This window comes from Psychrobacter sp. A3, from assembly GCF_028823565.1.
GTDB lineage: Bacteria > Pseudomonadota > Gammaproteobacteria > Pseudomonadales > Moraxellaceae > Psychrobacter > Psychrobacter celer.
The window spans coordinates 38,981-59,848 of the sequence record NZ_JAPEHS010000004.1; the positions used below are offsets into that span (position 1 = coordinate 38,981).

The 20,868-nt window shown below is 46.8% G+C and carries 19 protein-coding genes; 18 read left to right on the plus strand and 1 reads right to left on the minus strand.

Annotated elements, in window-relative coordinates; genetic code table 11:
• Positions 1–55 precede the first annotated feature (55 nt).
• The 16 genes from cgtA to NK638_RS01595 all read left to right on the plus strand — a co-directional run bounded on the left by cgtA (position 56) and on the right by NK638_RS01595 (position 18,411).
• On the plus strand, positions 56–1,264 hold the full coding sequence (gene cgtA, locus NK638_RS01520; RefSeq protein ID WP_198336484.1) for an Obg family GTPase CgtA: 1,209 nt from the start codon (positions 56–58) through the stop codon (positions 1,262–1,264).
• Between the two features lie 78 nt (positions 1,265–1,342).
• Positions 1,343–2,515 (plus strand): glutamate 5-kinase, encoded by a 1,173-nt coding sequence (gene proB / locus NK638_RS01525; RefSeq protein WP_201584713.1) that lies wholly within the window; start codon positions 1,343–1,345, stop codon positions 2,513–2,515.
• A 264-nt stretch (positions 2,516–2,779) separates the two neighbouring features.
• The gene (gene hemE / locus NK638_RS01530) at positions 2,780–3,916 is read left to right on the plus strand and encodes a uroporphyrinogen decarboxylase (protein ID WP_274631656.1); all 1,137 of its coding nucleotides are present in this window, start codon (positions 2,780–2,782) and stop codon (positions 3,914–3,916) included.
• A gap of 180 nt (positions 3,917–4,096) precedes the next feature.
• A complete protein-coding gene (argC, locus tag NK638_RS01535) occupies positions 4,097–5,164 on the plus strand; it encodes an N-acetyl-gamma-glutamyl-phosphate reductase (protein WP_274631657.1) in 1,068 nt (355 codons plus the stop codon).
• Between the two features lie 221 nt (positions 5,165–5,385).
• Positions 5,386–6,153, plus strand: a complete 768-nt coding sequence (locus NK638_RS01540; protein WP_274631658.1) for a hypothetical protein — start codon at positions 5,386–5,388, stop codon at positions 6,151–6,153.
• Positions 6,154–6,279: 126 nt separating this feature from the next.
• Positions 6,280–6,678 carry an ATP-dependent Clp protease adaptor ClpS gene (locus NK638_RS01545; RefSeq protein ID WP_201584720.1) on the plus strand — a complete coding sequence of 133 codons (399 nt, stop codon included), beginning with the start codon at positions 6,280–6,282 and terminating at the stop codon, positions 6,676–6,678.
• 649 nt (positions 6,679–7,327) lie between these two features.
• The gene (gene clpA, locus NK638_RS01550) at positions 7,328–9,883 is read left to right on the plus strand and encodes an ATP-dependent Clp protease ATP-binding subunit ClpA (RefSeq protein WP_274631659.1); all 2,556 of its coding nucleotides are present in this window, start codon (positions 7,328–7,330) and stop codon (positions 9,881–9,883) included.
• Positions 9,884–10,107: 224 nt separating this feature from the next.
• The gene (locus NK638_RS01555) at positions 10,108–10,845 is read left to right on the plus strand and encodes a uracil-DNA glycosylase (RefSeq protein ID WP_274631660.1); all 738 of its coding nucleotides are present in this window, start codon (positions 10,108–10,110) and stop codon (positions 10,843–10,845) included.
• A 6-nt stretch (positions 10,846–10,851) separates the two neighbouring features.
• Positions 10,852–11,496, plus strand: coding sequence for a tRNA adenosine(34) deaminase TadA (gene tadA, locus NK638_RS01560; protein WP_274631661.1), 645 nt, complete (start codon positions 10,852–10,854; stop codon positions 11,494–11,496).
• A gap of 202 nt (positions 11,497–11,698) precedes the next feature.
• Positions 11,699–12,478 carry a (d)CMP kinase gene (gene cmk, locus NK638_RS01565; RefSeq protein WP_274631674.1) on the plus strand — a complete coding sequence of 260 codons (780 nt, stop codon included), beginning with the start codon at positions 11,699–11,701 and terminating at the stop codon, positions 12,476–12,478.
• 293 nt (positions 12,479–12,771) lie between these two features.
• Positions 12,772–14,454: a 30S ribosomal protein S1 gene (gene rpsA / locus NK638_RS01570; protein WP_274631675.1), complete on the plus strand. Its 1,683-nt coding sequence runs from the start codon at positions 12,772–12,774 to the stop codon at positions 14,452–14,454.
• 340 nt (positions 14,455–14,794) lie between these two features.
• Entirely contained in the window at positions 14,795–15,100 is a 306-nt protein-coding gene (locus NK638_RS01575) for an integration host factor subunit beta (RefSeq protein WP_075100701.1), read from the plus strand.
• A gap of 134 nt (positions 15,101–15,234) precedes the next feature.
• Positions 15,235–15,639 (plus strand): lipopolysaccharide assembly protein LapA domain-containing protein, encoded by a 405-nt coding sequence (locus NK638_RS01580; RefSeq protein WP_274631662.1) that lies wholly within the window; start codon positions 15,235–15,237, stop codon positions 15,637–15,639.
• Between the two features lie 129 nt (positions 15,640–15,768).
• Positions 15,769–16,467, plus strand: a complete 699-nt coding sequence (pyrF, locus tag NK638_RS01585) for an orotidine-5'-phosphate decarboxylase (RefSeq protein ID WP_274631663.1) — start codon at positions 15,769–15,771, stop codon at positions 16,465–16,467.
• A 183-nt stretch (positions 16,468–16,650) separates the two neighbouring features.
• The gene (locus NK638_RS01590) at positions 16,651–17,448 is read left to right on the plus strand and encodes a metallophosphoesterase (RefSeq protein ID WP_274631664.1); all 798 of its coding nucleotides are present in this window, start codon (positions 16,651–16,653) and stop codon (positions 17,446–17,448) included.
• Positions 17,449–17,574: 126 nt separating this feature from the next.
• On the plus strand, positions 17,575–18,411 hold the full coding sequence (locus NK638_RS01595) for a histidine phosphatase family protein (RefSeq protein ID WP_198336506.1): 837 nt from the start codon (positions 17,575–17,577) through the stop codon (positions 18,409–18,411).
• Between the two features lie 199 nt (positions 18,412–18,610).
• Here the strand turns inward: NK638_RS01595 and rpsT are convergent, their stop codons facing one another.
• Positions 18,611–18,877, minus strand: a complete 267-nt coding sequence (gene rpsT, locus NK638_RS01600) for a 30S ribosomal protein S20 (RefSeq protein ID WP_105243814.1) — start codon at positions 18,875–18,877, stop codon at positions 18,611–18,613.
• Positions 18,878–19,386: 509 nt separating this feature from the next.
• On the opposite strand from rpsT, the gene NK638_RS01605 reads away from it, so the two are divergent.
• Positions 19,387–20,088, plus strand: a complete 702-nt coding sequence (locus tag NK638_RS01605; RefSeq protein ID WP_192994995.1) for an NAD-dependent epimerase/dehydratase family protein — start codon at positions 19,387–19,389, stop codon at positions 20,086–20,088.
• 99 nt (positions 20,089–20,187) lie between these two features.
• Positions 20,188–20,703, plus strand: a complete 516-nt coding sequence (rraA, locus tag NK638_RS01610; RefSeq protein WP_075100779.1) for a ribonuclease E activity regulator RraA — start codon at positions 20,188–20,190, stop codon at positions 20,701–20,703.
• Positions 20,704–20,868: the final 165 nt, after the last annotated feature.

The following is a 20,868-nucleotide window of genomic DNA, read 5'->3' on the forward strand; positions in this document are numbered from 1 at the left end:
TACAGCCGCTGGTTGTAGCCAGTTATAGACTGGATTGTAAATTAAGGAACGTAAGATGCGATTTATTGATGAAGCCGTCGTAACGGTAAAAGCAGGTGACGGTGGTAACGGAATCGCCAGTTTTCGCCGAGAAAAATATGTCCCACGTGGTGGCCCTGATGGCGGTGATGGTGGTAGCGGCGGTGATGTCTATGTCATTGCTGATGACAACACCAACACCCTAGTGGACTATCGCTATACGCGCCGCTATGATGCAAAACGCGGTGAAAATGGACAAAGTAAAAACTGTTCAGGCAAAGGCTCAGAGGATATTTATCTGCCTGTGCCGGTCGGTACGACGGTGGTCGATACCGAGACGGACGAAGTATTAGGAGATTTGGTCGAAATTGGTCAGACGCTATTGGTTGCTAAGGGCGGCGATGGTGGTCTGGGCAATACCCATTTCAAAAGCTCGACCAACCAAGCACCGCGCAAGGCGACTTCAGGTTTTGAGGGCGAATTAAAAGTACTTAAGTTTGAGTTAAAAGTCGTCGCTGATGTGGGATTAGTCGGTTTGCCCAATGCGGGCAAATCCACCTTTATCCGTCAGGTCTCGGCTGCCAAACCAAAGGTGGCGGATTATCCCTTTACCACGTTGGTGCCAAACTTAGGCGTCGTCGATATCGGTCGCCATCGCTCGTTTGTCATGGCAGATATCCCAGGCTTGATCGAAGGCGCATCCGAAGGGGCTGGGCTGGGTATTCGCTTTTTAAAGCACGTGGCTCGTACGCGTCGTTTGCTACACTTAGTCGATGTCAAGCCCGTCGACGGCAGTGATCCGGTAGAAAACGCCCGCGTGATCTTAAATGAGCTTGAGCGTTTTTCTCCTGAGCTGGCCAACCTCCCGCAGATTTTGGTACTCAACAAAATCGATCAGGTCAATGATGAAGACTTAAACGAGCTGTGTACGCATATCGTGGCTGAGCTTGGCTGGACAGGTATGGTCTTTCGCACCTCTACCTTGACTGGGGAGGGGGTAGACGCGGTCAAATACCACCTGATGAACGATATTGAGCGTGAGCGCGAGCGTGAGATAGAAGACCCTATCTTTGCTGAAGCACAAAAAGAGCGTTTCGCGCGTTTAGAAGAAGAAGTTCGCCTAAATACCGAAGCCCAGCGCGAAGCATATAGAGCCGCTCGCCGAGCTGCGCGTGAAGGCATAGATAACAGCGATGATCGCTTAGATGACGACGAAGATGGCGTTGAGGTGGTTTATGTGCCTTAAGCTATGATGCTTAAGCTGATATACTTAAATGTTTAGAGCAACCCCCGTAATCAATTGACACAAGACACAGGAGTTTATATGGCAGATGACATAGCAAATACGACCGAAGAAGCAAGGTTTATTAAGCAAACTCGCAACTTTGATATTCAGCGCGTTATTGTCAAGATTGGCTCATCGTTATTAACCAATAACGGCCGAGGGCTGGATCGAACTGCCATTTACGAATGGGCCAAGCAAATTGCAAAGCTGCATAAGCAAGGCGTGGAAGTGCTGCTGGTGTCCTCTGGTGCAGTTGCCGAAGGTGTGGTACGTATGAACCTTGAGGAGCGCCCACGGAAGCTTGCCGCCTTGCAAGCGTGTGCATCTATTGGTCAGATGGGTTTAATTGAGACCTGGTGGTCGGCTTTGATTCAACACGGTATCCAAAGCTCACAGCTTTTGCTGACACACGATGATTTATCCAACCGTAGTCGTTATCTAAATACCACTGGTGCCTTGACCCAATTGTTGGACTGGCGCGTCCTGCCGGTCATCAATGAAAATGATACCATCACTATTGATGAGATTAAGTTTGGTGACAATGACACATTGGGCGCGATGGCAGCGGCGATGGTCAATGCAGATTTGTATATTATCCTCACAGACCAAGAAGGCGTCTTTACAGACAACCCGCGTGACAACCCCAATGCCAAGATGATTCGCCAAGAGCGTGCGATGGCAGATTATTTGTTTGATATCGCAGGTGATGGTGGCAAGCTTGGGCGCGGCGGTATGCTGACTAAGATCCGCGCCGGTCGCCTTGCTGCTATGGGCGGCTGTCCGACGGTGATTGTCAGTGGTGCGATCGATGATGTCATCACGCGAGTGGTCTCAGGCGAGGCGGTGGGTACGCTATTGACCACCAATGATGAAGACAAAATCATCGCCCGCAAACAGTGGCTGGCTGCCCATCTACGCATGTCAGGCACCCTGATCGTCGATGCTGGAGCGGCCAAGGCGGTGGTCGAGCATAATAAGAGCTTATTGCCTGTCGGGGTGGTAGAGGTACGCGGCGATTTTGATGAAGGCGATGTGGTAGAAGTGGTGCACCAAGACACAGGCGAGCGTATCGCGGTCGGCCAAGTCAACTTTTCATCTCGTGATGCGCACCGTGTGGCTCGTGAGCGAACTGAGGAGTTTGATAAGATACTTGGCAATCATGAAGAGCGCGTGGTCATGGTGCACCGAGACAATCTAGCACTGACCGTCTGATCCTATTTAGCGGTCTGATCGCTATTTTCAATGACCAAGGCGTGTCCTTATTTTTATCGATAGATATTTGATTGAGGACACGTCCTAATAATAAATGGCATTTAAGCTTAAGCTTTGGGCGCTCCTATCAACTCATGAGACGGTTTTTAGTATTTATATGCCGCCATCTATACGTTATCAGCGTTTATCATTTTTTATTCACTTTATTTATCCAGTACAGTATACAAAGAGATATAAATACTGTGCGGTTTTGGAGATTTGTACATGAGTGCTTCAGACAATAATCATTCGGTTCAGCAAACGTTTGCGCCGTTAAAAAACGATAGATTGCTACGTGCCTTACGCTTTGAGCCTGTTGATACCACCCCTGTTTGGATGATGCGTCAAGCTGGCCGTTATTTACCAGAATATAAAGCCACGCGGGCAGAGGCTGGCGATTTTATGAGCTTGTGTAAAGACACTGCGCGTGCCACCGAGGTCACCTTGCAGCCACTGCGTCGTTATGATTTAGATGCGGCGATTTTATTTAGCGATATTTTGACTATTCCTGATGCGATGGGTTTGGGTTTGTACTTTGAGACAGGCGAAGGCCCAAAGTTTAAGTACCCGATTCGTCAGCAGGCAGACCTTGATAGACTGCCAGTGCTGGATATGAATGACTCGCTTGATTATGTCATGCGTGCGGTAACCAGTATTCGTCAGGCGCTAAATGGCCAAGTACCTTTATTTGGGTTTTCTGGTAGCCCTTGGACACTAGCCACTTATATGATCGAAGGCGGCAGCTCAAAGGACTATCGTTATACCAAAGGTTTTTTGTATAGCAATCCTGAGTTTTTGCATCAGTTATTGGATAAGTTGGCTAGCGCAGTGGTGGATTATTTGGATGCTCAAGTGGTCGCTGGTGCTCAGATTTTACAGATATTTGATAGCTGGGGCGGCACGCTTGGTCATCGTCAGTTCGTTGACTTCTCTCATGCCTATAATAAGCGTATCGTCGCTGAGCTAAAGATTCGTCACCCGCAGATCCCAGTGGTGCTATTTACCAAAGGCGGTGGCCTGTGGCTCGATGTGCAAGCAGACAGTCAGGCGGACGCACTCGGGCTAGACTGGACCATGCCGCTAGATCGCGCGCGCCAAGTGCTCAATGAGAGCCAGCGTCAATTGACCAAGCAGCACAAAAAACTACAAAGCAGCAAAGCACTACAAGGCAACTTAGATCCAGCAACCTTGTACGGCTCGCCTGCCACCATCCGCGCAGAAGTAACGGCGATGCTCGATAGAGCCTATGCAGATGGCGAAAAAACAGGCTACGTGGCAAACTTAGGTCACGGTATCACGCAGTGGGTCAACCCTGACAATGCCAAGTTATTTATTGATGCGGTTCATGACTATAAACTTTAGTTTATAGCGTATGAGCCATGCTTTGATGTGAGAGCAAATGCTTATCGCCAGTCGAATCCCGCGACGGGTACTATCAGCGAGCTTGATGAGAGTAGAGCGATACTTGCGTTTGTTTTCTGGCTACTTTATTTTTAGGCATGATGTTACTCAAGTAAAAAAACAAGTAAAAAAGGATATCTTATGATTTCAGCAGCTATTGTCGGCGGTACAGGCTATACAGGTATTGAGCTTATTCGCTTATTGTCTGCCCACCCCAACGTGTCTCTTGATTTACTAACGTCACGTAGCGAGGCGGGTACGCGCGCTGATGAGATATTTCCAAGCTTACGCGGTATATCAGACATCGTTTTTAGTGATTTGGGTGAAGATACACTTGGGGCGTTACAAAAGTGCGATGTGGTGTTTTTCGCGACCCCTCATGGGGTGGCGATGAAGCAGGCCGAGGCGCTCACGCAAGTGGGCGTTAAGGTCATCGATTTGGCTGCTGATTTTCGTTTGCAGTCCTTGACGGATTTTGAGCACTGGTATCAGCAGTCGCATGCTTGCCCTGAGCTGCTAAAAACGGCTGTTTATGGCTTACCTGAGGTCAATCGTGCCAAGCTTGCCGAGGCGCTGGTCGTGGGCAACCCTGGTTGCTATCCTACCACGGCGATTTTAGGTCTCAAGCCTATTATCGAAAAACAAAACACCCAAGCAGATAGGTTGATCGAGCCGCGAATCGTCATTGATGCAAAATCTGGTGTCTCAGGCGCTGGACGTCAGGCAAAACTTGCGCTCAATTATGCCGAAACGACAGATAATTTTAAGGCTTATAGCGTTGAGGGGCATCGTCACCTGCCTGAGATCGAGCAGGGTGTGGCACAGTTACTAGGCAGTCAGTTTACGCATCGCATTCGTTTTTTACCGCATTTGGTGCCGATGATACGCGGTATGCTCAGCTCTATTCATATGGAGATGACAGAGGCTGGGACGGCTATTGACTGGCAGCAAGCCTTCGAGAATGCTTATGCAAGTGAGCCATTTATCGATGTCATGCCCAAAGGCAATTATCCAGATACCCGCAGTGTCCGCGCCAGTAACCGTCTGCGTATAGCGATACATCAAGACAACGAGCGCGCTGAGCTGACAGTGATCGTGGTACAGGACAACCTCGTAAAAGGAGCAGCAGGACAAGCGGTACAAAATATGAATGTCATGTTTGGGCTTGATGAGTCATTGGGATTGAGTTTTGCACCCATTGTCCCTTAAGGTGTTGTTTTGTTCGCTTTTTTCTCACCTTATCATTCACATTTATGGTGCTAGGTATTGATTATAAATTCCGTTATACTAACTTGCCCTTACTATTAAGAGATACTGTCTAAATGCGTATTCAGATTGCACTACGCCTTAGCCCACAGCCAGCATGTGTATCATGCCAAACCTTTGCTCCATGTGATATAGAGCAAAGGAAGCAGTCTTTTAAAAACAGCGTGGCGAGTAATATCGGGCGCACGCAGCAAGGCGCTTCGTCGTTGGTGTTGGCTTTGTTTGTGGTGGTGATTCTGGTCACCGCGATTGTGGGGCTGGTGTTTGGTCACAAACTTGGCTATCAGCGCGGTACTCACTCGATGCAAAACGAAGCCAAGCAGGCGATCATTGATAGAAAAGAGGCTAGTAAAGAGCTGGAGGATTTGCGTCTGAGTAATAAGGTTGCGACCAATCAAGCCGCCACTGCTAAGCAAGAGCTGGCTATTAGCTTAGCAAACTTACATGAACTGCGTGAAAACCAGCAAGCGCTGACAGTAGAAAATCGCCAACTGACGCAGCTAAATGAGGTGTATGCAGAGGCACTCACTGAAAAAGGCGGCATGCCACTAAAAGTACTGGGGGCTAAGATTGAGCCACTACCTGAGAATGCTTTTGAGTATGGGTTTGATATTGGTATGCTCAGTGCGGATGGCTCAGCCAAACGTCTAAGACCAACTTTGACCTTGCTCAATGATGGCGAGCTGGTCGAAGTGCCACTTGAGCCGGCAAACCATATGATAGAAGGTATCGTACGTATTCGTGGTCGCTTTATGATGCCATCAGGCTTTAAACCTCTACAAGTCAAACTCAGCTTGCAAGCAGGCAATCAGCAAGTAGAGCAGCTGTATGACTGGAAGCTGGGCGACAGGGTGGACAATATGCCGCTGTCTTTATTGGATCTGCCTGAGGTGGATGAAAGTCCGATTGAACCAAAGAGTGCGACAGACTAGCGGCCGTCTGTCTGTTCAGATCGGCATCAATAATAGACGATAATAGTCTGCCTGCTTGTTATCACCTTTATCACTTCTATAACTTCAAACTTACCTTATAATTATACTTTGATTATGATAAAACAAATGACACTACAAGATGCGCCAATGGTATGCGATTGGCACTTTCCAAACCTGCCCGCCCACCGTGCCCAAGATGGTGATACAGAAGAGGAAACCTCACCGCAAGCAGACGTACTGGTGGCTGAGCCAGAAATCGCCAAGCCGCCGATGTATGCGGTGGTCATGTACAACGACAACTACACACCGATGGAGTTTGTGGTGTATGTCCTGCAGTCGGAGTTTCGTCATAGTATGGATGCTGCTGTGGAGATTATGCTGACCATTCATAATAGTAGCAAAGGTATCGCGGGCATCTACCCAAAAGATATTGCTGAAACTAAGGCCAAAAAAGTCAACAGTCTGGCTCACCGCGAAGGGTATCCGTTATTGACCCAAATCGAACCACATCAAGGGGAAGGGTAATAAAGGATAATAGCGACGTCTGATGCCAACACCTTTACGTAAGCCTCAAATTAATACGTTTGGTTTTTGATAGTGTTTATCAGTCACTCCCCATCACTCAATCACCATAGTCAAATCCAAGTAACTCAAATATAGGGCTATCAAGTCGCTCAATAAAACAGTGAAAAAATGAAGCAGTGAGATAAAAAAATAGATGTTTTATCTCGCTGTACTGTTTTTATAACCAATTTGCTATCACGTTCCCATTCTTCACCTTACTTCTGTATCTCTGCCTTCTTGTGGTTTGCTTTCTTATCTTGCCTGTTTGTCTATCTTGTTATCTTGCTGTCTTGACGCAATATGCTTCGATACATTTTAGTCGATGTTAATAGATTGACTATGGGTAAATATCGTGTTGAGATAAAGAAAAGCGAATATGAGTCATAATGCCCTGTACTCGACTGCTCGGCGCAGGCTTAATCGTCGATAGATGACTCTTTTTATCGGTAAGGGTATCCAAAACAGGGAGGTTATGGTCCGCATTATTGATTGATATCAAACAATTATGCCGCCATTGCCCTTGAACAATCCATCTATCGCCCTGATTTACTTACTAACTCATTCATAAAGCTATCAGTTATAAAGATAGGTACAACCGTAGGAAGTCCTTATGTTAAGTCGTCATCTTGAAGTTTCTTTGCGTTTAGCAATGACGCTTGCGCGCCAAAAATCGCATGAGTATCTCACTGTTGAGCATCTATTGTTGGCGCTACTAGAAAACACTCATGCCGCCAACACCCTAACCGCTTGTAATGCCAATGTTTCAGCACTACGCACCGAGCTTGAGGCTTATATTAATAAGCACACGCCGACGGTGGATGCTGATACCGAGCAATCCCCGCAGCCGACCCAAAGCTTTGATCGCATCTTGCAGCGTGCTATCTTTCACGTACAGTCTATCGGCGGCGGCCGTCTGGTAGAAGGCTCGGATATTCTTGTGTCGATGTTTTCAGAGCACGACACCTATGCAGTATATTTGCTCAAAAAGCAAGGCATCAGCCGTCTAGAGCTGACGCAGTATCTCTCGCATGGTCAAGATAAAGATGAACCATCAGAGCCACGTGCATCGATGACAGGTGAGCGCCGCGGTGCCTCAGAAAAGACCAGCAAAGATCCGCTAGTCGAGTTCGCGACCAATCTAAACCAGCGTGCCGCGGAAGGTAAGACCGATCCGCTTATCGGCCGCGCGTCTGAGATTGAGCGGGCGGCACAAGTGCTATGCCGTCGCCGCAAAAACAACCCACTATTGGTGGGCGAGCCAGGCGTAGGTAAGACCTCTATCGCTGAAGGTTTGGCGTGGCTTATCATCAACGAAAAAGCGCCAAAGCCATTGAATGGCTGTGTGATTTATAGTCTGGATATCGGCGCGCTTATCGCTGGCACCAAGTATCGCGGTGATTTTGAGAAGCGCATGAAATCCTTGCTTGATGCGCTAAAGAAAAAACCCAATGCGATTTTGTTTATTGATGAGATTCATATGATTATCGGTGCAGGGTCATCGATGAGTAGCAATATGGATGTCTCAAACCTGATCAAGCCGGCCCTTGCCAATGGCGAGCTGCGCTGTATCGGCTCGACCACCTTTACCGAGTATCGTCAGTTGTTTGAAAAGGATCATGCTCTTTCTCGTCGTTTCCAAAAAATCGACGTAAAAGAGCCAAGTGTCGACGATACTATCGATATTTTACGCGGGCTTAAACCGCGTTACGAAGAGTTTCATAATGTTGAGTATAGTGATGAAGCATTGGTCACAGCAGTTCAATTGTCAGCCAAGCACATCCATGAGCGTTTTTTGCCAGACAAGGCGATAGATGTCATCGATGAGGCAGGTGCCTATAAGCGTTTGGGTGTCGTCCCTGATGCTGATGATGTCGCAGCAGAAGAAAGCTTCATCGCTGATTTAGAGCAGGATTTTGATACACCAGTTGCAGCAACGGACGATGCTGAGACAGACTATAGCAGCGAGATGCAAGCGGAGGCAAACACTGCCAAAGCCGATGATCAAACCCACGCGAATGAGAAGTCTGATGAGGACTCTCAAGCCACTGAGGTGAAAAAAGCACCGATGAAAATCGATGTGGCAGATATCGAAGCCATCATTGCTAAGCTTGCCCGTATTCCGCCCAAGTCGGTGTCCAGTGATGATAAGAGTATCTTGGAGCACTTGGATCGTGACCTCAAGCACTTGGTGTTTGGTCAGGATGAAGCCATCACGACTTTGGCAGATGCCATCAAGCTGTCGCGAGCTGGGCTCAAAGCACCAGATAAGCCAATTGGCTCGTTTATGTTTGCCGGCCCAACAGGGGTAGGTAAGACAGAAGTATCACGTCAATTGGCCAACCTGCTCGGCGTGGAGCTGGTACGTTTTGATATGTCAGAATACATGGAAGCGCACACCGCATCACGTTTGATTGGCGCGCCTCCTGGCTATGTTGGCTACGATCAAGGCGGTTTGCTGACCGAAAAAATCAATCAGCATCCGCATTGTGTGCTGCTACTAGATGAGATCGAAAAAGCCCACCCTGATGTCTTTAACTTGCTACTACAGGTGATGGACCATGGTACGTTGACGGATAATAATGGCCGCGTTGCTGTCTTTAAGCAGGTGATTATCATCATGACGACCAACGTCGGTGCGGAGAGTATCAGCCGCTCGTCCATGGGCTTTACCCAGCAAGATCATAGCCGTGACAATACTGAGGCGTTAAAACGGGTCTTTACCCCTGAGTTCCGTAACCGTTTGGATGCGATTATTCAGTTCAACCCATTAGATACCTCGGTCGTGGTATCAGTGGTCGATAAGTTCTTGGTTGAGCTACAAGTACAGCTCGATGACAAACAAGTGACATTAGAGATCGACGATGACGTACGTGACTATCTGGCGGACAAAGGCTATGATCGTCTAATGGGGGCGCGTCCGATGCAGCGCTTGATACAGGATGAAATCAAAAAGCCGCTTGCGAGTATGATTTTGTTTGGTGACTTGGTCAATGGCGGGGTCGTACATCTGACCTTGGCACCTGAGGCACAAGATGAAACAGACGAAAACGCTGTCGCATTAGAAAAAGATCAGAGCGCCAATACAGGCTCGGCAGACAGTCGTATCGTGCTGACGGTGGTGGAGACGCACGAGCCACACCCAGACTCTGAGTCATTAGCCAGCTAAGGCTTTGCTACTAAGATAATAAGAACGGTTACCATATTCGTGCGGTAGCCGTTTTTTTATTGTTATAATTCATCAACTCATTTTTATTTATGTTGATTGATTTTACTAAAAGTAAGGGTCTTGTAGGTAGTAGCCAGCCAACTTTCATAGATAGTGAACCCATTTAGATAACTATCGATTGAATTGAAGACACGCCCTATATAACAACTAAAAAAGGACACAGTATGGAATCTCTCGATGCAAAGGCGCCAAAAACAGCCGCACAAAAAAAAGCCATCTTAGACAAAGTACGTTTGCCAGAAGACTGGAAGATGGCCTTGGCAGATGAGCTGACTTCTGAGAATATGGACAACCTACGGGCTTTTTTAAAGGAAGCTTATCAGTCGCCAGATAACATCTATCCACCAGCGCCACTAATGTTTAATGCTTTTAATCTCACGCCATTATCTCGCGTTAAAGTGGTCATCTTAGGGCAAGACCCTTATCATCGCCCAGGTCAGGCCATGGGGTTGTCGTTTTCGGTACCCAAAGCCATTCCAAAACCGCCGTCACTCAATAACTTGCTAAAAGAGATGGCCGATGATATCGGTGTCCAGCCATCAGCGCATGGGGACTTGACTTACTGGGCGCAGCAAGGTGTATTACTGCTAAACAGTGCGTTGACTGTGAGAGAAGGTGAGCCAAACAGTCATCAAAATCAAGGCTGGGAGCAATTTACCGATGCAGTGATCGATGTGATCAACGAACAAACAGAGCATACGGTGTTTATTTTGTGGGGTAGTAAAGCCCAGAAAAAAGGCAAATACATCCATGCTGATAAACATTTAATTTTAACCGCTGTCCACCCATCGCCGCTGGCGGCAAACCGTGGCGGATTTTTTGGCACCAAGCCGTTTTCGAAGACCAATGATTATCTCCGGCAGCATGGCCGTACCCCCATTGATTGGCAGTTGCCACAGTAGTTATCTATGACCATTCCTTTTTTTGCCGCAGAGACACTGCAGGCACATCATTGTTGTCTGCCTGATGGTATTAGTTACCACTCAAGCCCTGATAGCTTGTCTGTGGACGTTGCTGGTAGCCGTGCTCGACATCAGCTTGAGCTGAGCACCCAGCAGTTTTGGACGCTAGAAGATGTACAGTGGATGTATCAAGCATTGGCATTGGCTCAGCGTGGCGCTGAGCTGGGCGAGGTGCCAGTTGGCGCGATACTGGTACATGAGCAGCAGATGATTGGTAAAGGCTTTAATGAGCCAATCGGTCGCCATGATGCCACCGCTCATGCCGAGATAGTCGCTCTAAGAGATGCCTGTAGCCACCTAAAAAACTACCGCCTACCATCAAACACCACCTTGTACGTGACCTTAGAGCCTTGCACCATGTGTATGGGCGCGCTAATCCATGCGCGAGTGGCGCGGCTGGTGTATGCGGCAAATGAGCCGCGAGCTGGCATGGTGGGTAGTCAGATGGATCTATCGGCACAAGATTTTTATAATCATATCATTACCGTACAACGGGGTTTGTGCAGTGAGTATAGCAGTCAGCTACTTAAGCGGTTTTTTCGAGCGCGTCGTCAGCTGGCCAAGCAAAAAAAATCAGATGTTAAAAAATAAGGGCTTTTGCGTCGCTACAAAACATACTGCCTGCAAATATAAGCATCAGTTATGGTGATGATAGGGTTTTCTTGCTATAATATCGCCCTATTTGGCGCTGCGATTATCAGATGGCTGTTAAGCATTTGATAAGGTGGTGAATATCGCGCTGTCCTTGCTAGCAGTGGGCGATATATGTTGTTTCTATAATTGAGTAAACATGATGACTGTCTCTACACCTGACTTTACGCCTGATAATGCTTTGCAGGATTGTGATCCCTCTGAGCAAGCGGTACAGCGTTATCCCGTGATATGTATTGATGGTCCAAGCGGGGCGGGTAAAGGCACAGTCACCTGGCGCTTAGCGCAAGCATTGGGTTATCAGTTATTAGACTCAGGGGCGCTATACCGCATCGTCGGGCTCAAAGCCTTTGAAGCAGGATTGCTCGGTGCCGATGGCTGTCAAGACATTGATGAGCAGGCAGTACTGACATTAACCCAAGGCTTAGATATCGTGTTTGTGCCCAATGAGGCATCAGGCCGCGTAGACATCATCGTCAATGGCGATGCCGTTGGCGAGCAAGTGCGTAACGAAACCGTTGGCGGTTATGCTTCAAAGATCGCGGTATTCCCTAAAGTGCGTCAGGCGCTGCTCACGCTACAGCAAAAAATGGCCAGTCGCTCAGGGCTGGTCGCTGATGGCCGCGATATGGGAACAGTGGTATTTCCAGATGCGGATGTTAAGGTATACTTGACAGCCAGCGCCAAAGCGCGTGCTGAGCGCCGTGTCACGCAGCTACTAAGTGCAGGACAAACCGCAGATTTTGAGGCGATTTTAGCAACGATCAAAGCGCGTGACGAGCGTGATGAAAACCGCGCGACAGCACCGTCGAAGCCTGCCAAAGACGCTTTATTATTAGACAGCTCATGTTTGGATGCCGACAGCGTATATGCACAAGTCAAAAAATACTGTCAGGACAAAGGCATTTGTTTTAATAGTTAATAAAAACAATACAGTAACTACCAACTCACTACCAAAAAATTTGCTACAGGCTTTGGTTTTAGTATAAAATTGTATAAGTAGAGATGTGCAATAAGCCAACATTAAACTAAGAGTAGAAATGTGAGTGGGCAGTAAAGACAGTTGTTGCTAATGAGTGTGATGAGATGCTCGCTTATTAGCAACAAAGGTTTTTTATATGACTGCATAAGATATAAAACCAGTATTCTCGTTTTATGCAATCATAAATTTGATCCGTACTGTGCTGGACAGGATACGGCTATACAAAGGTAGACATAATGGAATCATTTGCTGAACTATTTGAAGCGAGCATTGAAGAGCAGGGTCTGGATATCGAGCGTGGCTCGGTTATTACAGGTACTGTTGTGGCCATCGATAGCGATTGGATCACAGTAGATACTGGTCTTAAATCTGAAGGTATCGTCGCTCGTGAAGAGTTTTTAAGCGAAGAAGGCGAACTTGAAGTTGAAGTTGGCGATAGCGTTGATGTCGTGGTTGAAGCGGTTGATAATGGTATGGGTCAAACCCTACTATCACGCGAAAAAGCCAAGCGCGTCGAGACGTGGAATGTCCTTGAAAAAATCTATGAGAACGATGAGATCGTAAAAGGTATCATTTCTAGCAAAGTAAAAGGTGGTTTTACTGTAGACGTGGGTTCAGTACGCGCGTTCTTACCAGGCTCATTGGTTGATGTACGTCCGATTCGTGACACCACACATCTTGAAGGCAAAGAGCTAGAATTCAAAGTCATCAAGCTTGACCAAAAACGTAACAACGTTGTGGTTAGCCGTCGTGCAGTAATGGAAGCTGAAAACTCAGCTGAGCGCGAAGAGCTATTGAACAAGCTTGAAGAAGGTATCGAGATCGAAGGTATCGTCAAAAACCTAACTGATTACGGTGCGTTCGTTGATCTTGGTGGTATCGATGGCTTGCTACACATCACTGACATGGCATGGCGCCGTATCAAGCACCCATCTGAGGTGGTTGAAGTTGGTCAAGACCTAAAAGTTAAAGTATTGAAGTTTGACCGTGAGCGCAACCGCGTAAGCCTAGGTCTAAAACAACTTGGTACCGATCCTTGGGACAACGTTGGCGCTACTTACCCAGTTGGTAGTATTGTTAAAGCTCGCGTTACCAACCTGACTGATTACGGCTGCTTTGCTGAGATCTCTGAAGGTATCGAAGGTCTAGTACACGTATCAGAGATGGATCACACCAACAAAAACATCCACCCATCAAAAGTTGTACAAGTGGGTGATGAAGTTGACGTGATGATCCTAGATATTGATGAAGAGCGTCGTCGTATCAGCTTGGGTATCAAGCAAACCCTAGCAAACCCATGGGAAGAGTTTGATAAGAAACATGAGCGTGGCGATAAAATCACTGGTACTATCAAGTCAATCACTGACTTTGGTATCTTTATCGGTCTAGATGGCGGTATCGATGGTCTGGTTCACTTGTCTGATATCTCTTGGAACGAAACGGGCGAAGAAGCAATCCGCAACTACAACAAAGGCGACACCGTTGAAGCTATGGTATTGTCTGTAGATGCAGAAGCGAACCGTATCAGCCTAGGCGTGAAGCAGTTAAGCTCAGATCCATTCAACGAATATCTAGTCGCTAATGACCGCGGTGCGGTAGTTACTGGTAAAGTGAAAGAAGTAGACGCTAAAGGCGCTACTATCGAGCTTGCTGATGAAGTTGAAGCGTACTTACGTGCCTCTGAGATTCAGCGTGATCGTGTCGAAGATGCAACCAAGCATCTAAGCGTTGGTGATGACGTTGAAGCGAAGATCATCAGTGTGGATCGTAAGACTCGCAACATCAACTTGTCTATCAAAGCAAAAGACGAAGCTGAAGAGCGTCAAGCGATCAAAGATCTAGGTAGCAATGCGCCACAAGCAGCTGATGCTCAACCAAAAACCATTGGTGATTTGATTAAAGAGCAAATGCAGTAAGCGATAAGTTATTGATCTAAAAGTAATATAAAAAAAGCGACTCCGGTCGCTCTGTTTGGTATGCGTTACATCTTCAAGGTTTTTGCGAAAAACAAAGCAAACTCTTATTTCCATTTATGATAATATCCGCTATCATTTGCAACATTGAGTAACGAGATGTAAATCACTGCTTACTGATGAGAGCCGTATTAGCACTATTGACCGTTATTTTGCTTTTTGTTTCGATTTTCAGTATGGTCTTATACGGCTATATGAAGGGTTAAAACCTTTAAAAACCTTTAAAAAATAGTAACTTGGTTTACAATCATCTTATCCATCAATTAACAAGGCAAGCGTAACAATGCAGCAAGCGATTAATAAGTCTGAATTTATTAGTAATTTGAGTGCGAACTGTGACAATATGACTGATAGCGTGGTCGATGATGCAGTGCGTGAAATATTAAACCTAATGACCGATACACTGGCCAATGATGGCCGAGTAGAAGTGCGTGGGTTTGGTAGCTTTTGTTTACATCATCGCCGTGCCCGTATGGGCCGCAATCCTAAGACTGGGGAGAGTGTACCAGTACCTGCCAAAGCCATTCCGCATTTCAAGCCAGGAAAAGCCCTGCGCGAAGCGGTCAATGACAAAGTAGCTAATGGATAGATAATACGATCATTATGGCAGCGTTGGGTAGTATTCATTAACAGTAGCGTGCCAGTCAAAAAGTAGCATCGCTGTTTGTGACAAAACGCGGTCTTTGAGTCCTTTGCAACCCATCAAACCAAGGTATATGTCTTATGCGCTTTTTACTGTTTGTACTACTGTTTTTAAGCTTCGCTTATTCATTAGGGTTGGTATTGGCCAATAATACCGAGGTTGGCGTAAATTTACTGTTTTCACAAGCGCCGACGATGAATTTGGGCTTACTACTGATTCTGTGTCTGATACTAGGTATTGTAATTGGTATGCTACTTGCGCTGCTGCTCTTTCGTGTTTTACAAAACAAATGGGAAATATCACGTCTACAAAAAGCCAATGCCAATCTGCAAGAACAACTGACGCAAGCCAATGTGGTCATCGATCGTCAAGCGACTGCGCCTTCAGTAGAAGAGGCAGTGTATGGTTCGACAGCGACCAACGTGCACGATAATCACACCGCTCAAGAGGAAGCGGCGACACTGACCAGACAAAAACGTGACTAAATCTGACTAAGTCTGAATAGAGCGTCAGCTAGGCACCTTATGATACAAACTTGCGAGACAGGTGAGTTGATAGCCATGCGTTTGGTCGCTATTTGGTTTTTTTAACTTCGATATAAATGTGGCAACTCTATGAATAATGCAATCAAATCTCCTGTCGTTGTCGCCTTAGACAATATGACAATGGAAGCGTCGCTCGCGTTGGCTGACAAGCTCGATCCAGCGCTGTGCCGTTTAAAGGTAGGCAAAGAGCTGTTTACGCGCTGTGGCCCTGATATCATCAAAGCCCTACATCAGCGTCAATTTGAGGTGTTTTTAGATCTTAAGTTTCATGATATCCCTAATACTACGGCACAGGCGGTGCTCGCGGCAGCTGATTTGGGTGTGTGGATGGTCAATGTGCATGCGAGCGCAGGCTTAGAGGCAATGTCGCTTGCCAAACAGCGCTTGCTGGATAATAACTTAGATACCTTGCTGATTGCGGTCACGGTGCTGACTTCTATGGACAATCAAGCATTGATGCAGACGGGTATTACCGATGGGCTGGATACACAAGTCAGTCGCCTAGCACAGCTGACCAAGCAAGCAGGTCTCGATGGCGTGGTCTGCTCAGCACAAGAAGCTCAGAGCCTAAAGGCGCTATGTGGTCAGGATTTTAAGCTTGTGACGCCTGGTATTCGCCTCGCTGAGGACAATGCTGACGACCAAAAACGCATCTGTACGCCCGCACAAGCGCTACAAGATGGTGCTGACTATCTGGTGATCGGACGTTCTATCACGCAGGCGGCCGACCCAGCGGCCAAGCTGCAGCGGATACTTGAGGGTATCTAGCCTGAGTCAAAAACGAAGACAAGAGACAGCCTAAGTTGCTGTCTTTTTGCTTTTTGCGGGTAGATAAAAAGGTGCTACACTACTTAAAATTTATGTTGATATCTATGACAGAAAATACGCTATGCTTCTATGCATCGTTTGATCGATTTTTGTCCTTGATGTCCTAAGACACTATTGGAAGATATGAAATTACAGATTTTAAGTGACTTGCATATTGATAGCTATGCGCGTCAGTCGCATCCGATGGGACATATCCCCAAGACTGATGCCGATGTGGTGCTGGTCGCAGGCGATACGGCCAATAGCGACAGCGGTATGCCGTGGTTACAAGCGCAAGCGGCACGTCTGCAGGTGCCTTTGATCACCATTGCAGGCAATCATGAATACTTCAATGAAGACGTGCTGCATTTTGATAAAAAGCTGGCCATTTGGGATAACTATGATGCCAAGTCGCAGCAAGGCGTGCGGGTTTTACAGTGTCAACACATCGATATTGGAGACGTACGTATCTTGGGCTGCACCTTATGGACGGATTATCAGTATCAGGCCAATGAAGAAACCATGGCAGCTGCCAAGCGTTTTATGCGTGATTATAAACAAATCTATGCCGGTAGCGAGTTGTTTTCCCCTGAGGTGTCCATGCAACTGCATGCTAAGCAGCGTCAATGGCTACAGCAAGCATTAAAAACCGCCCAATCGCTTGGCAAAAAGACCATCGTCATGAGTCATCACAGCATCAGCCCGTTGTCGGTATCTGAGAAATATGCCAATCTACCCAGTAATGCCGCTTTTGTGAGTGACTTGTCAAGCTGGATGCAGGAGGAATGGGCGCCAGCGCTATGGGTGCATGGCCATACCCATGAAGCCTTTGATTATAGTATTGGTCGTACCCGAGTGGTTGTCAATCCACGTGCGTATCCCAACGAAGTCAGTAGTACCGAGATCGCATTTGCTTGGGATAAAGTAATTGAGCTTGATTAGATAGCATACTCTTGCTTGAGATAAAGTGCGTAGCAGTGCTGGGCGGTTTTCATTTCGGTTTTGCTTATTTGCAACTGAATTTATATTTTGTTCATTCTTCACAAAAAATCTGCTACGCTTGCTGGCATGAGCAAATACTTCCACAACACTTTATCGAAACTATCTGCAGAAAGGCGTGCCAGTCATACGCCAAGTGCACCCGCGCCGTCGCACCTGCCTGATAGTATGATCTCTTCAGTGAGCCTTTTGCCTGAAGACAAGCGCCTGATTTTATTTACCAGACACTCCCTGCGTGAGCGCTCTGACGGTAACGGCTTTGCCAGTTATCAGTTGCCATTGACTCCTAAAGGTCGCGTCTTGGCCAAGTCTTGGGGGCGCTGGCTGGCAGGTCATCTGCCATATTCTCTAGACGTGGATAGCATCTCAAGCCCTATCGGCCGCTGTATTGATACTGCGCAGCTTATGCAAGCAGGTGCAGGGTTACAGCGTGACATCATGCACCAGTCGCTGCTGGTAGAGCCTGGGAGCCTTGTCACTGACCCTGAGATTGCCAATCCAGTATTTAAAGAAATCGGCGTGCTCAACTTTATCAATCGTTTTTTACAAGGCAATCTTGCTGGCACCAAAAACGCCTATCAAGGCGGGCTTGATATTTTATCGTTGTTTTATCAGCATCAGCCGCAGCCTGGGCATCTTATGCTGGCGGTCAGTCACGATACGTTGCTGTCGGCATTTTTGGCGGTGATGTTTGATGTGGTAGAGATTGATTGGAATGATTGGCCAAAGATGATGGAAGGGGTGTTTTTGTGGTTTGATGATAAGCCATTTGAACAAGCCAGTGCCCACTTCGTCTGGCGCGGTGAGGTCTATATACGGCCGATTGTGACATTGTTAGAAGGGTACCGCGCAGCAGGGTTTCATCCAAATACATTGCTGTTGCCACCAGAGGTGAAGTGGGACTAAGCTTAGCACAGCCATGGTTTTTTTGTTTATCGCTTTTTACTCTGTGACTGTTTACGGTTGCTTAATGTTTATTTTCTATAGACAAGGCGTTGTTTTTATGGTTTTTTGGGCATAAAAAAACCTTGCCTCAGCATAAGAGCTAATGACAAGGTTTTGATCATCACCCAAACAGAGTAATGCGGTCTAAACGCAACCTATCTTAAGCTTGTAAGCCTTTGATGGTTTTGTTTAGGCGGCTCTTACGACGAGCAGCTTTGTTTTTATGGATGATGCCTTTGTCAGCCATACGGTCGATGACAGGTACAGCTTTGTTGTACGCTTCAGTTGCTGCAGCATAGTCTTTTGATGCGATAGCAGCATCTACGCGCTTTAGGTAAGTACGAACCATTGAGCGCTGTGAAGCAGTTTGCTGACGACGTTTGGTGTTTTGACGGGCGCGTTTACGAGCTTGTGCAGTATTAGCCACGCGTATCTCCTTGATAAAGACAGATAAAAATATGAATGTTGATTGCAATAATGGGTTTAACAATCATCGGTGACGAGCAGCCGTCTCGTCAAACATGATGTCGATGTCCAATACTAAAGTATCTAATATCGGTAGTCATCGCAAGCGTCAGAACTGTTTGGAATAATTAAACAGCGTTGACGTGTAAAGCCGGTTATCTTAGCAAATTATTGCGCTTAGGACAATATATTTGATGGTCAATCGGTAAAGAAGTTATGCTATTTTATCAATATTCGGTTTTTTCATGTATCTACTCTCAAAGGTCGTGGCCAGTAAAAGGCTTGACGGATAAAATCTCTTACAATAAATTCGCTATAATACCCTCACCGCTGAGTGATTTTAGGTATGATACGCAAGCGGAAGGTTAAAATAGCGCCCAGATATGCTGGCGGATAAACGGATACGATAAATAAAGAGAATGCTTTGTATAAGAGTGCTCTCATATCTCATACGATACGAATGGACAAGATATGCAGCGAAAAGCAATTGTGATTGGCGCGACAGGATTGGTAGGACAACATCTTGTCAAGCAGCTAAGTGAGCTTTATGACACGTTGATTGTGATTGCACGGCGTCCGCCACGCTATATCAATGCTAGCATGAGGTTTTATCAGGTTAATGATTTTGACAACTTGGCTGAGGTGTTCGCCAGTGTCGGCGCTGATCGCAGCACCGATGCTTTTAGCTGTCTTGGTACGACCAAAAAGCAAGCTGGCAGTGATGAAGCCTTTCATAAAGTGGATCATGACTACAATGTGACGTTTGCTACGCTGTGCCGCGAGAAAGGGGTAGAAAACTTCTTTTTATTGTCTGCGATGAATGCTGATATCGACAGTCGGTTTTTGTACAACCGAGTCAAGGCAGAGACCGAGCAGTCCATCATGGCGCTAAATTTTGCCCATTTGGTGATTTTTCGGCCGTCGTTGTTGCTCGGTAAGCACAAAGGTCGCCCGCTTGAGAGCCTAAGTCAAAAAGCCTTTAAGCTCGTCTCGCCTTTGGTGCCGGAGTCATTACCCCTGCATCCTATTTCTGCAAAACGTGTCGCTATCGCTATGGCCATGAGCGCCCATGATATCTACGAGCGTAGTAAGTACCGCCGTGAGCCTGCGATTACCACCACAGATATCATAGAAAACAAACAAATGCTGGCAATGACTAAAGTCAAAAAATAGCCTAAGTAAAAAATATCAACCATACTTTTTATACCCTTTAATCCTAGCCAACAACGAACAAGGAGTGTACTCATGTCAAACGCAGCAGCAGAGCCTACCATGAACCAAGACAATTTTGTGACTTGTGATTTATTGGATGCCAATCCTGAGTCGCAAGTGTGTCTGCCAAATATCGAAGGCAAGTCGTTTTATAGCTTTGGTGGCAAAGATCGGTTTTGCGGTGAGATTGTGACGGTTAAGTGTTTTGAAGACAACAGCCGTGTCAAGTCACTATTAAACAGCGATGGTAAAGACAATAAGGGCAATGGAAAGGTACTGGTGGTCGATGGTGGTGGCTCGATGCGCTGTGCGCTGCTCGGCGATATGATTGCCCAGTCGGCGATTGATAATGGTTGGGCTGGGGTCATCGTGTACGGCTGTGTCCGTGATGTCGATGATATGGCACAGATGGATATCGGTGTCATGGCGCTTGGTTGTATCCCGCGTAAATCGACGCGCCGTGACGAAGGCCAAACCGATCTCGAGATTAGCTTTGGGGATTTGACCCTAAACTCAGGCATGTTTGTCTATGCAGACAACAACGGCATTATCGCGAGCGACAAGCCTCTGCTTTAAGCCTAATGCTAAGCCTAGCCCAACCATTCATATGAAATCTCGGCTTAAGCGTCGAGGTTTTTGTGCGTGATGTGCTGAGTGACAAACCGTTACGGCATAAATTTTGGTAATTGCATAAATATTCGTATAATAGCTTTCTGACTCTTAACTGTGATCTTATCCTCT

Excerpts from the sequence above, each read along its gene's own strand:
- hemE (WP_274631656.1), top strand. The coding sequence starts at position 2,780 with ATGAGTGCTTCAGACAATAATCATTCGGTTCAGCAAACGTTTGCGCCG.
- cgtA (WP_198336484.1), top strand. The coding sequence starts at position 56 with ATGCGATTTATTGATGAAGCCGTCGTAACGGTAAAAGCAGGTGACGGT.
- tadA (WP_274631661.1), top strand. The coding sequence starts at position 10,852 with ATGACCATTCCTTTTTTTGCCGCAGAGACACTGCAGGCACATCATTGT.
- clpA (WP_274631659.1), top strand. The coding sequence starts at position 7,328 with ATGTTAAGTCGTCATCTTGAAGTTTCTTTGCGTTTAGCAATGACGCTT.
- NK638_RS01575 (WP_075100701.1), top strand. The coding sequence starts at position 14,795 with ATGCAGCAAGCGATTAATAAGTCTGAATTTATTAGTAATTTGAGTGCG.
- cmk (WP_274631674.1), top strand. The coding sequence starts at position 11,699 with ATGACTGTCTCTACACCTGACTTTACGCCTGATAATGCTTTGCAGGAT.
- argC (WP_274631657.1), top strand. The coding sequence starts at position 4,097 with ATGATTTCAGCAGCTATTGTCGGCGGTACAGGCTATACAGGTATTGAG.
- proB (WP_201584713.1), top strand. The coding sequence starts at position 1,343 with ATGGCAGATGACATAGCAAATACGACCGAAGAAGCAAGGTTTATTAAG.
- NK638_RS01580 (WP_274631662.1), top strand. The coding sequence starts at position 15,235 with ATGCGCTTTTTACTGTTTGTACTACTGTTTTTAAGCTTCGCTTATTCA.
- NK638_RS01555 (WP_274631660.1), top strand. The coding sequence starts at position 10,108 with ATGGAATCTCTCGATGCAAAGGCGCCAAAAACAGCCGCACAAAAAAAA.
- NK638_RS01595 (WP_198336506.1), top strand. The coding sequence starts at position 17,575 with ATGAGCAAATACTTCCACAACACTTTATCGAAACTATCTGCAGAAAGG.
- pyrF (WP_274631663.1), top strand. The coding sequence starts at position 15,769 with ATGAATAATGCAATCAAATCTCCTGTCGTTGTCGCCTTAGACAATATG.
- NK638_RS01605 (WP_192994995.1), top strand. The coding sequence starts at position 19,387 with ATGCAGCGAAAAGCAATTGTGATTGGCGCGACAGGATTGGTAGGACAA.
- NK638_RS01590 (WP_274631664.1), top strand. The coding sequence starts at position 16,651 with ATGAAATTACAGATTTTAAGTGACTTGCATATTGATAGCTATGCGCGT.
- NK638_RS01545 (WP_201584720.1), top strand. The coding sequence starts at position 6,280 with ATGACACTACAAGATGCGCCAATGGTATGCGATTGGCACTTTCCAAAC.
- rraA (WP_075100779.1), top strand. The coding sequence starts at position 20,188 with ATGAACCAAGACAATTTTGTGACTTGTGATTTATTGGATGCCAATCCT.